Annotated in this window: 13 protein-coding genes; 8 read left to right on the top strand and 5 right to left on the bottom strand. The window is 71.8% G+C overall.

What is annotated here, in order from left to right; all coding sequences use genetic code 11:
* Nucleotides 1-64: 64 nt before the first annotated feature.
* On the top strand, nucleotides 65-505 hold the full coding sequence (locus tag AXW62_RS19705) for a DUF6278 family protein (RefSeq protein ID WP_060945688.1): 441 nt from the start codon (nucleotides 65-67) through the stop codon (nucleotides 503-505).
* Nucleotides 506-568: 63 nt separating this feature from the next.
* Here the strand turns inward: AXW62_RS19705 and AXW62_RS19700 are convergent, their stop codons facing one another.
* On the bottom strand, nucleotides 569-1,015 hold the full coding sequence (locus tag AXW62_RS19700) for a globin domain-containing protein (RefSeq protein WP_063817618.1): 447 nt from the start codon (nucleotides 1,013-1,015) through the stop codon (nucleotides 569-571).
* A 290-nt stretch (nucleotides 1,016-1,305) separates the two neighbouring features.
* On the opposite strand from AXW62_RS19700, the gene AXW62_RS19695 reads away from it, so the two are divergent.
* The 4 genes from AXW62_RS19695 to AXW62_RS19680 are packed head-to-tail and all read left to right on the top strand — an operon-like array spanning nucleotide 1,306 to nucleotide 4,505.
* Complete coding sequence (locus AXW62_RS19695; RefSeq protein WP_030832717.1) at nucleotides 1,306-2,052, top strand: amino acid ABC transporter ATP-binding protein; 747 nt, start codon at nucleotides 1,306-1,308, stop codon at nucleotides 2,050-2,052.
* A gap of 8 nt (nucleotides 2,053-2,060) precedes the next feature.
* Nucleotides 2,061-2,984: a transporter substrate-binding domain-containing protein gene (locus AXW62_RS19690; RefSeq protein ID WP_494485898.1), complete on the top strand. Its 924-nt coding sequence runs from the start codon at nucleotides 2,061-2,063 to the stop codon at nucleotides 2,982-2,984.
* Between the two features lie 10 nt (nucleotides 2,985-2,994).
* Entirely contained in the window at nucleotides 2,995-3,639 is a 645-nt protein-coding gene (locus AXW62_RS19685; RefSeq protein WP_060945686.1) for an amino acid ABC transporter permease, read from the top strand.
* Entirely contained in the window at nucleotides 3,636-4,505 is an 870-nt protein-coding gene (locus AXW62_RS19680; RefSeq protein ID WP_060945685.1) for an amino acid ABC transporter permease, read from the top strand. Before AXW62_RS19685 ends, AXW62_RS19680 begins: the two co-directional genes overlap by 4 nt.
* A gap of 33 nt (nucleotides 4,506-4,538) precedes the next feature.
* Here the strand turns inward: AXW62_RS19680 and AXW62_RS19675 are convergent, their stop codons facing one another.
* The 3 genes from AXW62_RS19675 to AXW62_RS19665 all read right to left on the bottom strand — a co-directional run bounded on the left by AXW62_RS19675 (nucleotide 4,539) and on the right by AXW62_RS19665 (nucleotide 7,470).
* Nucleotides 4,539-6,158, bottom strand: coding sequence for an alpha/beta fold hydrolase (locus AXW62_RS19675; RefSeq protein WP_060945684.1), 1,620 nt, complete (start codon nucleotides 6,156-6,158; stop codon nucleotides 4,539-4,541).
* 365 nt (nucleotides 6,159-6,523) lie between these two features.
* Complete coding sequence (locus tag AXW62_RS19670; RefSeq protein WP_060945683.1) at nucleotides 6,524-6,829, bottom strand: DUF6204 family protein; 306 nt, start codon at nucleotides 6,827-6,829, stop codon at nucleotides 6,524-6,526.
* Nucleotides 6,817-7,470, bottom strand: a complete 654-nt coding sequence (locus AXW62_RS19665; protein ID WP_060945682.1) for a TetR/AcrR family transcriptional regulator — start codon at nucleotides 7,468-7,470, stop codon at nucleotides 6,817-6,819. Before AXW62_RS19665 ends, AXW62_RS19670 begins: the two co-directional genes overlap by 13 nt.
* Before the next feature lie 125 nt (nucleotides 7,471-7,595).
* Between AXW62_RS19665 and AXW62_RS19660 the strand changes: the two genes are divergently transcribed.
* A complete protein-coding gene (locus AXW62_RS19660; protein ID WP_060945681.1) occupies nucleotides 7,596-8,375 on the top strand; it encodes an ABC transporter ATP-binding protein in 780 nt (259 codons plus the stop codon).
* 17 nt (nucleotides 8,376-8,392) lie between these two features.
* Complete coding sequence (locus AXW62_RS19655; protein ID WP_060945680.1) at nucleotides 8,393-9,139, top strand: ABC transporter permease; 747 nt, start codon at nucleotides 8,393-8,395, stop codon at nucleotides 9,137-9,139.
* Between the two features lie 225 nt (nucleotides 9,140-9,364).
* Here the strand turns inward: AXW62_RS19655 and AXW62_RS19650 are convergent, their stop codons facing one another.
* Nucleotides 9,365-10,120 carry a hypothetical protein gene (locus tag AXW62_RS19650; protein ID WP_060945679.1) on the bottom strand — a complete coding sequence of 252 codons (756 nt, stop codon included), beginning with the start codon at nucleotides 10,118-10,120 and terminating at the stop codon, nucleotides 9,365-9,367.
* Between the two features lie 298 nt (nucleotides 10,121-10,418).
* Between AXW62_RS19650 and ggt the strand changes: the two genes are divergently transcribed.
* Nucleotides 10,419-12,302 (top strand): gamma-glutamyltransferase, encoded by a 1,884-nt coding sequence (ggt, locus tag AXW62_RS19645; protein ID WP_060945678.1) that lies wholly within the window; start codon nucleotides 10,419-10,421, stop codon nucleotides 12,300-12,302.
* The last annotated feature ends 28 nt before the right edge of the window (nucleotides 12,303-12,330 follow it).

Below are 12,330 nucleotides of genomic sequence, written 5' to 3'. Positions count from 1 at the left end.
CGGGCCACAGCCCGCACCGCGCGCCCTGTGGTGCGCCGGTGGCCTGGGTGCCACGCTGAGTGGTATGAACATCCCCTTCTTGGACAACCTGCGCAAGCGACGTGTCCCCGATTCGGGTACGGCCCTGATGAGCGCACAGGAGGAGGATCCCCAGGGCATCGCCCAACTGCTCTCCGAATGCGAACTGCTGCGTGCGCGGGCCGCGGCCGCCGGCATCGGACTCGACGACTCGACGGCCTCCCTGGAGGCGCTGGACCAGATGGCGCCGCGCTGGCGGGACGACCCGGAGGAGATCCCCTGGCTCGGCAACGACGCCGGTCTCTACCTGGGCACGGTCATCGTCCGCACCGTCCCCGGCGCCGTCTGGCAGGTGTGGCCCGACGGCCGGCCCGTGGTCAGGCTCGCCTCGGGCCGGGAGGTCGATGTCGTGGCGGCCGGTCAGCAGTGGGCCGCCGATGGTGCCCCCGAACTCTCCCGGCACTATGCCGAGGTCGCTGAGGGCTGAGGCGTGCGGGGCCGGAGTCCGCCCGGTGTGTCGTCTGCCGGTGTCGTCCCGGTGCGGGGGTGCTCAGCCGTGCCCAGTCCCGACGGAGGCGGGGGCGGGGGCGCCCGCGCGCTCCATGGCCCGTCCCATGACATCGGTGATCACGCCGTAGACCGCGACCCAGGCGGCCTCCGTCTCGGGCGTCCAGGCCGTTCCGGCGAAGTGCTTCAGGGCGGCGAGCAGACTGGCGCCGACGGCCGGGAGGTGTGCCGGGGTGGCGCCGTAGCCGACGTGCCGGGTGCCCAGGCCGTCCAGCATCCGGGTCACGGCCTCGGTGTCCTCCACCTTGCCCACCAGGGCCCGGAGGGCCTGCCACAGCCGGTCCCGCTGTTCCCCCATGTGCTCGGCGAACAGCGGGCGCACCTCGGGGTGGTGCTCGAAGAGGTGGTCGTAGAAGTACTCCGTCACCTGTGTTCCGTACGGCTCCACCGCGGCGAAGCTGCTCTTCACGAGTTCGGTTTGCGAAGTCATGGGCGAAACGCTAGGAAGCGTCTGTTTCGGGTGAAGCCTTCGTCGGTGACCCCGTGGCAAGTTCTCGCTCACGGCAACGCGGCGTTCGCCGTGAGGAGTTGGCGGGTTGCCGTCGGATGGTGTGAAGCTCCTGTGCGGATCGAGCCTCCTGTGCGGATCGAGCCTCCTGCGCCCGAACTGCGCTCGCAGGGGTGTTATCCGCCTCTTGATGCGTGTCTTGGGTGAAGTGTCGCTTTCGCATGGATAGCTTGCGCTGACCGGGACACAGCGGAAAGTGGGTGGGGCCGGGTATGGCCGTCGGTGAGCCGTTGATCGAGCTGCGCGACGTCAACAAGCACTTCGGCGCCCTGCACGTTCTGCGGGACATCGACCTGACCGTCGGGCGCGGCGAGGTGGTCGTGATCATCGGCCCCTCGGGCGGCGGGAAGTCCACCCTGATCCGGACCATCAACCGGCTGGAAACCGTCCAGTCCGGTTCCATCGTCGTCGACGGCCGGCCGCTGCCGGAGGAGGGCAAGGAGCTGGCGCGGCTGCGGGCCGAGGTCGGCATGGTCTTCCAGTCGTTCAACCTCTTCGCCCACCGGACCGTGCTGGCCAATGTGACGCTCGCGCAGACCAAGGTCCGCCGGCGCGGCAAGCAGGACGCCGAGCGGCGCGCCCGGGAACTGCTGGGCCGGGTGGGACTCGCCGACCAGGCCGGGAAGTACCCCGCCCAGCTCTCCGGCGGCCAGCAGCAGCGGGTGGCGATCGCCCGCGCGCTGGCGATGGATCCGCAGGTGATGCTCTTCGACGAGCCGACCTCCGCGCTCGACCCGGAGATGATCAACGAGGTGCTGGAGGTCATGCAGCAGCTCGCCCGGGACGGCATGACGATGGTCGTCGTCACCCATGAGATGGGCTTCGCCCGCTCGGCCGCCAACCGGGTGGTCTTCATGGCCGACGGCCGGATCGTCGAGGACCGTCCGCCGGAGGAGTTCTTCCGGGCCCCGGAGAGCGAACGGGCCCGGGACTTCCTGTCCAAGATCCTCAAGCACTGAGCCGGGTGATGACGGACATGAGGTGTCTGCGCCGCACGACCGCCGCCCTCGCGCTGGCCCTGGCCCTGCTGCTCACGGCCGGCTGCGGCAAGGAGGGCAGCCCGCCCGCCAAGGGCCCCCGGGCGGGGCAGCTGCCCACCTACGAGGTGGCCACCGGCTTCCGGCTGCCGGCGTCCGCCACCTGGCGCAGGGCCGAGCGCCGCGGCTACCTCACCGTCGGGGTCAAGGAGGACCAGCCCTATCTGGGCGAGCGGGATCCGGCCACCGGCCGCTACTCGGGCTTCGACATCGAGATCGCCCGCATGATGTCCGCCTCCCTCGGCTTCGACCCGAAGACCATCCGCTTCCGGACCATCGCCTCCGCCAACCGCGAGACCGCGCTCCAGAGCGGCCAGATCGACTACTACGTCGGCACCTACACCATCAATCCGCTGCGCAAACGGCTGGTCGGCTTCGCCGGACCGTACTTCATGGCCGGGCAGTCGCTGCTGGTGCGCGCCGACGAGAAGGACATCCGCGGCCCCGCCGACCTCGCGGGCAGAACGGTCTGCTCGGTGGCCGGTTCGACCCCGCTGCAGCGCATCCAGGCCGACTACCCCAAGGCCCGCGCGGTCGCCTACGACACGTACTCGGTGTGCGTGGACAACCTGCTCAGCTACCAGGTGGACGCGGTGACCACGGACAACACCATCCTGCTCGGCTACGCGGCCAAGGCCCCCCAGGAGCTGAAGGTGGTGGGCCGGCCCTTCTCCCGGGAGCCGTACGGCATCGGCGTGCCCAAGCGGGACAACGCGCTGCGCTTCGCGCTGGACGACGCGATCCGGGCCCGCGAGCGCAACGGCGACTGGAAGAAGGCGTACGAAGCGACCCTCGGCCTGTCCGGTGTGCCCGCCCCCAAACCGCCCCCCGTCGACCGCTACCGCACCGGCTGAAGGCCATCCCATGGACGTGCTCACCCAGAACTTCTCGCTCTACGGCAAGGGCTTCCTCGGCACCGTGCAGCTGACCGTCTACGCCTCGCTGCTCGCCCTCGCGCTCGGCATCCTGATGGCCGCCTTCCGGGTGGCGCCGGTCGCCTCGCTGCGGGCGTTCGGCACCGCATGGGTGACGGTGCTCCGCAACACCCCGCTGACGCTGCTGTTCTTCGCGGTGATGCTGGGGCTGCCGCGGTTCGGCCTGGTGCTGCCGTTCACCGTCTTCGCGGTGATCGCGCTGGGCTGCTACACCTCGGCCTTCATCTGCGAGGCGGTCCGCTCGGGCATCAACACGGTGCCGGTGGGACAGGGCGAGGCGGCCCGCAGCCTGGGCATGACCTTCGACCAGACGCTGAGCGCGGTGGTGCTGCCGCAGGCGTTCCGCTCGGTCATCCCGCCGATCGGATCGACCCTCATCGCGCTCGCCAAGAACTCGGCCATCGCCGGGTCGTTCAGCGTCACCGAACTGCTCGGCACCTACAAACCCCTCAATGAGATGGGCTACAGCATCGTCTGGTCCTTCGTCTGGATCGCCGCCGGATACCTGATCATCACGCTCGCCATCAGCGCGGTCTTCTCCTTCCTGGAGCGGCGCTGGGGGGTGCCGCGATGACCGCCCCCTCGACCACCGCCCTCTACGACGTCCCCGGGCCCCGCACCCGCCGCCGCCACCGGGTCTACGCCCTGGCCGCCGTGGTCGTGCTGCTGGCCCTGCTCGGCTGGGTGGTCCACCTTCTGATCGACACCGGCCAGTTCGCCTACCGCAAATGGATGCCGTTCGAGTACAAGGGCATCCAGCAGCTGCTGCTGAACGGGCTGGCGGGCACCCTCAAGGCGTTCGGGATGGCCGCGGTCCTCTCCCTCGCGCTCGGCGGGCTGCTCGCCGCCGGGCGGCTCTCCGACCACCGCCCGGCGCGCTGGGTGGCCACACTGGTGGTGGAGTTCTTCCGGGCGATGCCCGTCCTGGTGATGATCTTCTTCGTCTTCGTGGCGCTGAAGGTCCAGCCGCTGCCCGCGCTGGTCACCGGGCTGACGCTCTACAACGGCTCGGTGCTGGCCGAGGTCTTCCGCGCCGGGGTGAACTCGGTGGACCGCGGCCAGCGCGAGGCCGCCTACTCGCTCGGGCTGCGGAAGACCCAGGTCATGATGTCCGTCCTGGTGCCGCAGGGGGTGCGGGCGATGCTGCCGGCCATCATCAGCCAGCTGGTGGTGGCCCTGAAGGACACCTCGCTCGGCTTCCTCATCACCTACGAGGAGTTCCTGCACGCCGGAAAGCTGATCGCGTCCAATCTCGACTACGACCTGCCGTTCATCCCGGTGGTCATGGTGATCTCGCCGATCTACATCGGGATGTGCATGCTGCTGTCGTGGTTCGCCACCTGGGTGGCCAAGCGGGAGCGGCGCAGTGTGAAGACCCGCCAGGCCGAGGTCGCCGCCCCCGAACCGGCCGCCCCGATGCCGGGGGACACCCGCGACTGAGCCGGGGCGGCGGCCGGGGCGGCCGGACGTCTCTCAGCCGCGCAGCGGGATCGTGAGGTACGACGGGTCGGCGTCCGGGGACGAGAAGGTGAGATGGGCGCCGTCCGGGTTGTGCTCGATGTAGAGCGGGTCGACGGTGTCGACGACCAGCGCCAGGCGGTGCCCGGCCGGCACGTCGTACGCCGTGGAGAACAGCTCCAGATCCACTCCGAAGGGCGTGCCCGGGGCGCGGTCGTGGAAGGTGAACGGGGCGTGGGTGATGAGCTTGCCGACGCCCAGCGGGCCCACGTCGTAGAGGTACGCGACCGCCGTGCCGTCGGAGCGGTCGCTGGTCACGGTGGTGTGCAGCTTCACCGTGCCGCGCACCCGCTGCTCGCTCGCGTACGGTCCGGTCTGCCATACGGCCGCGTAGGAACGCGGCAGCAGCGGGATCGAGGCGAGCGGCGGGATCTTCAGGAACTGGTCGAGGGCGCCGCTCAGCAGCACGGTACCGGCGTTGGCGCCCGAGTCGTGGTTGGCGGTGATCTTCTCGGTGGTCTTCAGCGGGATCCGGCGCTGCTCCGAGGGGACGGCCGACCAGCTGGGGTAGCCCTCGTAGTCGTCGCCGTTCGCCGTACGGGACATCAGCTGCACCGGCGCTTGGGTGTCGATGCCGTTGCGCTCGCCCTTGAGATAGCGGTCGAGCCACTTCCGGGTGTGGTCCCAGGTGGCGTTGGGCAGTCCGAGCAGCCCGGTGAGCTCCCCGGTGGCGTGGTCACCGGGCCGCAGCTCCAGCCGCTTGGGGCCGGTCAGCTTCTCGAAGAAGTCGGCGTAGGTGTTGGGCGGGAAGATCGAGTCGCCCCAGGAGTTGCCCAGCATGATGGCCGCGCCGCCCGCGTTGATCCGGTCGAGGAAGGCGGCAGGGGACCGCTTCTCGCCCCAGGCGATCAGCTCCGGTTCCCTGGCGAGGTTGGAGCCGAGGAAGTCGTCGAGGATCCGCCGGAGTTCCTCGCTGGGCCGGCCGGTCAGCTCCCCGGCCCCGCCGAGCAGCCCGGCGGCCTGGGCGTGCTGGGTACGGCCGCTGTAGATCGAGCCGACCAGGTCCGCCCAGCCGCTCATGGCCACCACGGCCTTGATCCGCTGGTCGGCACCGGCCGCGAGCAGGCTGATCCCGGCGCCGTAGGAGACCCCGGCCATGCCGATGTGGCCGGGGTCGGCGGGGGTGTTGGCCAGCGCCCAGTCGATGACCTTGGAGGCGTCGGCGACATCGGGCGGCCCGGCCGTCTCGATCTTCCCGCCGGACTGCCAGAAGCCCCGGGAGTTGTAGGTGAGCACCACATAGCCGGACGCGGCGAGCTTCCTGGCCTGGGCGAGATATTCGACCTGGGGCAGGGACCAGCTGGTGGGCAGCACGACGAGGGGAAGGCGGTGGGAGCCGTCGGCGTCGGCGGGGGCGACGACGTTGGCGGCGAGACGGACGCCGCCGTCGCCGGGGATGTCGACGAACCGGACGGAGATGTCCGAGGCGGTGGTGGCGGTGGCGGTGGCGGTGGCGCCAGCGGTTTTGGCGGCGGTTTCGGAGGTGGCCGGAGCGGGCGCCGCGGCCTGGGCGGAGGGGGCGAGGCCGAATGCCGCACCGGCCAGGAGGGTCACCGAAACGGCGGCGGCCGTCATGGGGCGTGGGGCGTTACGGGCAGGGGTCACTGTGGCTCCTGGTGGGGATGCCGTGGGGGCAGAGGGAGCACCGGTGCTGGTGACTTGACGGTAACTCGGCCGTTTACCGGCGGTAATAGAGCGGTAAGTTACGCCTGGGTAACGATAGGGGCCGTGGTTGGCTCCCGGGGCCGGTCCGGCCCCGCCCGTGCGGCCTCGCCCGCCGTGGGCCCGCCTGAACCTGGGGCCCGGCTGTCGCCGTGGTGGTGCCTGGGCCCGGAGGCCCGGGCGTCCCTGCGAGGTTGCTTGTCCCCCTGGGCCGGGCGTCGCCGTGGTGGTGGGCCTGTTCCCGGGGGCCCAGCTGCCGCCGTGGTCCGGTCGGCGGCTCAGCGCCGCTTGCCCTTGCGGCGGATCTTGATGTCCCGCATGTCCGTCACCCCGACCCGCAGGACCCGATGGGGATACCCGTGCGCGGCCAGCGCCCTGACGGCCCGTTCGGTCGCCTCGGCTTCCCCGTCGTCCGGCCCCGCGGGCACCTGGCAGCGGAAGGTGAACGCCGAAAGGCTCCGGTCGCAGGTGAAGGTGCCCGCCTCGGTGAAGGCCACCTGGAAGGAGTCGATCGAGGTGCGCAGGGCCGCGCGGTCGTCCTCGTCCAGTCCCTCGAAAGCACCGCGGATCGTCACTCGGAACACGGTCGCTCCTCCCGTACGGCGTAGCCGAGCATCGGCGCGCCGAGCATCTCCTCGATGGCGTCGAGGAGTTCCGTCACGGCCTTGGCGATGGCGTCGGGGCGCTCGCCCGCCGCGACGCGCCGCCCGATCTCCCCGAAGATCAGTGAGTGATAGCCGCTGATCTGGGCGGCCACCACGCGCGGCAGCGGATCCTCCGGCGCGGCGCCGGTCTCCTCGGCGAGTACGGCGGCCAGTTCGTCGTTCATCTGGTGGGCGAGGTCCTCCAGCCGGGCGACCAGCGTGGGGGCGGCCCGCATCATGGCGAAGAACGGGCCGAAGCCCTCGGTCAGCCCCAGCGCGCGATCGCGGCGGTCCACCTCCTCGCGCAGCCGGTCCAGCACCGCCTGGGCGGCGGACCGGCCAGGCGGGCGCTCGCTCACGATGTCGGCGAGCCGCCGCGGGGACGCCTGGTCGGGCGGCAGGACCAGATCCTCCTTGGCCGGGAAGTAGTTGTAGACGGTGTTGACGGACACCTCCGCGGCCTCGGCGACCTCGGCGACCGTGACCCGGTCGAAGCCCCGCTCCATGAACAGGCCGGTGGCCACGTCCGCGATCCGCCGGCGCGTACGGCGCTTGTGCCGTTCCCGCAGTCCTTCGCTCATGGCCGTATTGTAGCCCGCCCCAAGTTCGGATCCGGATGCAAGTTTGCTTCTCGCCCCAACCTTGCTGCTACGCTCAATCTTTAAGTCGATTGCAAGTTTGGGGTGCGTTGTGCTCTGATCGGGGCATGTCCTCATCCGTCATCCACCTCCGCGGCCTGACCCGGACGTTCTCGCTGAGCAGCGGCCCCGTGCACGCCGTCCGGGGGATCGATCTCACCGTCGGCCGCGGCGAGATCCTCGGCTTCCTGGGCCCCAACGGAGCCGGTAAGACCACGACCCTGCGCATGCTCACCACCCTGCTGCCGCCCAGTGGGGGCGCGGCCGAGATCGCCGGCCACGACCTGCTCCGCGATCCGGCGGGGGTACGCCGGCGGATCGGCTATGTGGCCCAGTCGGGCGGTCTGGACCCGGCGTGCTCCGTACGCGAGGAGCTGGTCACGCAGGGCCGGCTGCATCTGATGTCCAAGGCGGCGGCGGCCGGGCGCGCCGATGAACTCGCCGGTGAGCTGGGCCTGTCGGGGCTCATGGAGCGCCCGACCGCCGCCCTCTCCGGCGGTCAGCGCCGCCGGGTGGAGATCGCGCTGGGCCTGGTCAACCGGCCCGAGGTGCTCTTCCTCGACGAGCCCACCACCGGCCTCGACCCCGGAAGCCGGGCCGAGCTGTGGGACCTGGTGCGGCGCGTCCGCGCCGAGCACGGCACCACGGTCTTCCTCACCACCCACTATCTGGACGAGGCCGACGCGCTCGCCGACCGGATCGTGGTGGTGGACGCCGGGCGGATCGTCGCCGAGGGCACCCCCGCCGAGCTCAAGCGCCGCTACGCGGGCGACCCGGACGCCAGCCTCCAGGACGCCTTCCTCGCCATCACCGGCCGGACCACGGCCGACGAACCCCTCGCCATCTGAGCACTCGAGGCCCTCTTATGACTCTGCTCGCCCACACGGGCATCATCTTCGGCCGCTGCCTGCGCTCGACGCTCCGCTCGAAGACCAATCTCCTCTTCGGGATGTTGCAGCCGCTGCTCTTCCTCGCCCTCTTCGGCCCGCTGCTGACCCAGCTCGACATGGGCGTCAGCGGAACGTCCTGGCAGACCCTGGTCCCGGGGGTGCTCGTCCAGCTCGCCCTGCTCGGCGGGTCCTACGTCGGGCTCGGGCTGCTGATGGACCGCAACCTCGGTGTTCTGGACCGGATGCGGGCCACCCCGGTCAGCCCGCTGGCGCTGCTGCTCGGCCGTACCCTGCGCGATGTCGTCCAGCTGGTGGCCCAGTCGGTGCTGCTGGTGCTGCTCGGCCTGGTCTTCGGACTGCGCGCCCCGCTCCTGGGCGTGCTGATCGGGCTGCTGTTCGTGGCCGTGCTCGCGGCGGCCCTGTCCGCGCTCTCCTACGGGCTGGCCATGAACGTCAGGACGCCCCCGGAGTTCGCCGCCATCGCCAATACGGCGGCCATGCCGCTGATGCTGCTCTCCGGTCTGCTGCTGCCGATGACCCTGGCCCCGGGATGGCTGGAGGGCGTCTCGCGGGCCGTGCCGTTCCGTTACACGGTCGACGCGGTGCGCCAGGTGTTCCTGGGGCACTACGTCACCACCACGGTCGCCGTGGGCGCGGCCGTCACCTCGGCCCTGGCGGTGCTGTGCCTGGTGGGCGGGGCCCGGCTCTTCCGCCGCCGCTGACCCGGCCGGGCCTGCTCAGCCGCGTTCACCGGGCCGTGCTCGTTCAGCCGTGCTCGCCCGGCCGTGCTCGCCTGGCCGGGGCTGTTCAGCCGTGCTCACCCGGCCGGGGCTGCTCAGCCGCGCTGACCCGGCCGTGCTCACCCGGACGCGCTCGCCCAGCCGCGCTCGTTCAACGGCGCTTGCCGAGTGGCGCTCGTTCCGTCGCGTCCGTTCAGCCGTGCTCGCTCAGCCGTCCTTCGCGGCGGCCTTCGCGGCGGCGCGGGGCCCGGCCGGGGAGGTCGCGGGCTTGGTCACATCCGCGACCAGCTCCACCACGTCCGGGCCGTACGCCTGGGAGTTGACCACCTTCAGCAGCAGGCAGAAGGAGCCCTGGGCGCCGTACTTCCGGGCCAGCCGGGCGCGGTTGCGGACGAGGTGGCGAACCGCGGCGCGATGGGTGACCGGCCGCTGCCCGGCCGCCAGGAAGACGGGCCGGCTGTCGTCACCCGCCGTCAGCCGGGCCAGCAGCACATGTTCGACCGCGCCCGGCTCGGGGCGGTAGTGCGTACCGGCTATGGTGAACGTCCCCCGGTCCGCACCGGACTCGTCGCCCGGGTGCACGGTGACGCCCGGCAGCAGACTGGCCAGATGGGCGGCGAGCCGGCGGTGCGCGGTCGGATCGCCGACGCAGAACTCGGTGCGCGCCCCGACGCCCTGGAGCCCGGTGTCATGCGGGGCGACCTCGGCATGTGCCCCGCAGTTCTCCACGACGGACGCGAGCCCCAGCAGGGCCAGCGCGTCATGGCGGGGGATGCTCCAGTGGGCCGTGGTGCTGTCCCGGTGGGTGACCAGCACACACTCCGAACCGTCCGGCAGCCCGAAGAAGCGCTGCTCGCGGGCGCGCTTGTGGCGTCCGACCGCCGAGTGCACGGCCCAGCCGGCGGCCAGGCCCACGATCAGGGCCGCCGCGGAGGCGATCAGGTCCTGCAGGGTGTCTGTCATGGCCGCGCATCGTAGCGGCCGCATGGGCCGGAGGGACCGTCGCCGGGAAGTCGCCGGGGAGAGGGGAGCGTGCGCAGGCCGCGCGGCGCTTGTCGCCGTGCGAGTGGCAGGGGCCACGGCCGGCTGCCGACGGGTACCGAAGCGCCCCAGGACGGTCCGGACGTAACCGGGTACACATTGCGGCGTAGCGGCGCACGGACACATGAACGGATAAACGGCCGGAACGGTGATCGGCCCTGTCGTGAGCATGAGGCTCGCGGGTAGGCTCCGGCCCCTGTCGTCCACTTGGAGGTCACGGATGGGGCACGCCGCACGACCAGCCATATCGTCCATCACGTCCACCACCACCGCCGCGGCCGTCCGGCGCAGGCTGCCCGCGCTGGCCGCCGCGGCCGGAATGGTCGCGGTCCTGGGCGTCGCCCCGGCCGGTGCCGCCACCCAGGACGGCGCCGCGCGTGCGGCGGGCGCCACCCCCCACAAGACGCCCGTGGCCGTTGGCTACGGCGGCGCGGTCTCCAGCGTGGACGCCGACGCCTCGGCCGCCGGGATCGACGTGCTGCGGCACGGGGGCAACGCGGTGGACGCGGCGGTGGCCACCGCCGCCGCGCTCGGGGTCACCGAACCGTACTCGGCGGGGGTCGGCGGCGGTGGTTACTTCGTCTACTACGACGCCAAGCACCACAAGGTCCATACGCTCGACGGCCGCGAGACCGCGCCCCACAGCGCGGACGAGGACCTGTTCCTCGGCAAGGACGGCACACCGCTGCCGTTCGCCGACGCGGTCACCAGCGGGCTGAGCGTCGGCACCCCCGGCACCCCGGCCACCTGGAACGACGCCCTGGGCGCCTGGGGCACCCGATCGCTGGGGCAGGTGCTGAAGCCCGCCGAGCGGCTGGCCCGCGACGGGTTCGAGGTGGACGCCACCTTCCGCCAGCAGACCGCCGACAACCAGGACCGGTTCAAGGACTTCCCGGCCACCGCCAAGCTCTTCCTGCCCGGCGGCGAGCTACCGGCGGTCGGCTCGACCTTCCGCAACCCCGATCTGGCCCGTACCTACGCGCTGCTGGCCAAGAAGGGCGTCGGCGCCGTCTACAAGGGCGAGCTGGGCCGGGACATCGTCGACACGGTGCGCAAGCCGCCGGTCGACCCGAAGGCGCGGCGCGTCGTGCGGGCCGGTGATCTGACCACCGAGGACCTGCGGACCTACAAGACCAAGCGGCAGGCCCCGACCCGGACCTCCTACCGGGGTCTGGACGTGTACGGCATGGCGCCCTCGTCCTCCGGCGGAACGAGCGTCGCCGAGGCGCTCAACATCCTGGAGCGGACCGACCTCTCCAAGCTCAGCGAGCGCGACTATCTGCACCGCTACATCGAGGCCAGCCGGATCGCCTTCGCCGACCGGGGGCGCTGGGTTGGCGACCCCGCCGCCGAGGACGTCCCCACCAAGGGGCTCACCTCGCAGCGGTTCGCCGACTCCCGGGCCTGTCTGATCAAGGACGACGCGGTGCTCACGAGCCCCGTACCGCCCGGTGACCCGAACCGGCCGTCCGCGCCCGGCTCCTGCGACACCCGCGGCCACGCGGCCCCGACCACGTACGAGGGCGAGAACACCACGCATCTCACGGTGGCCGACAAGTGGGGCAACGTGGTGGCCTACACCCTCACCATCGAGCAGACCGGCGGCAGCGGGATCACCGTCCCCGGCCGGGGCTTCCTGCTCAACAACGAGCTGACCGACTTCTCCTTCGCGCCCGCCGACCCCGCCGTCCACGACCCGAACCTGCCGGGCCCGGGGAAGCGGCCGCGCTCGTCCATGTCGCCGACGATCGTGCTGGACGGCCACAAGCCGGTGCTGGCGCTGGGCTCCCCGGGCGGGGCGACCATCATCACCACCGTGCTGCAGACCCTGCTGAACCATCTCGACCGGGGCATGCCGCTGGTCGACGCGATCGCCGCACCGCGCGCCAGCCAGCGCAACGCCGCCCGGACGGAGCTGGAACCGGGGCTGTGGAACGGACCGGAGCGCGCCGAACTGGAGGCGCTCGGCCACTCCTTCAAGCAGAACCCCGAGATCGGCGCGGCCACCGGTGTGCAGCGGCTGTCCGGCGGACGGTGGCTGGCGGCGGCCGAGACGGAACGGCGGGGCGGCGGCTCGGCGATGGTGGTCAGCCCGAAGCGCTGACCCGGCCCGCCGGCCGGCCAGCAGGGCC

It is taken from the genome of Streptomyces hygroscopicus subsp. hygroscopicus (genome assembly GCF_001553455.1).
GTDB classification, from domain to species: Bacteria; Actinomycetota; Actinomycetes; order Streptomycetales; family Streptomycetaceae; genus Streptomyces; species Streptomyces hygroscopicus.
This window is presented reverse-complemented; position numbering and strand designations above follow the sequence as displayed.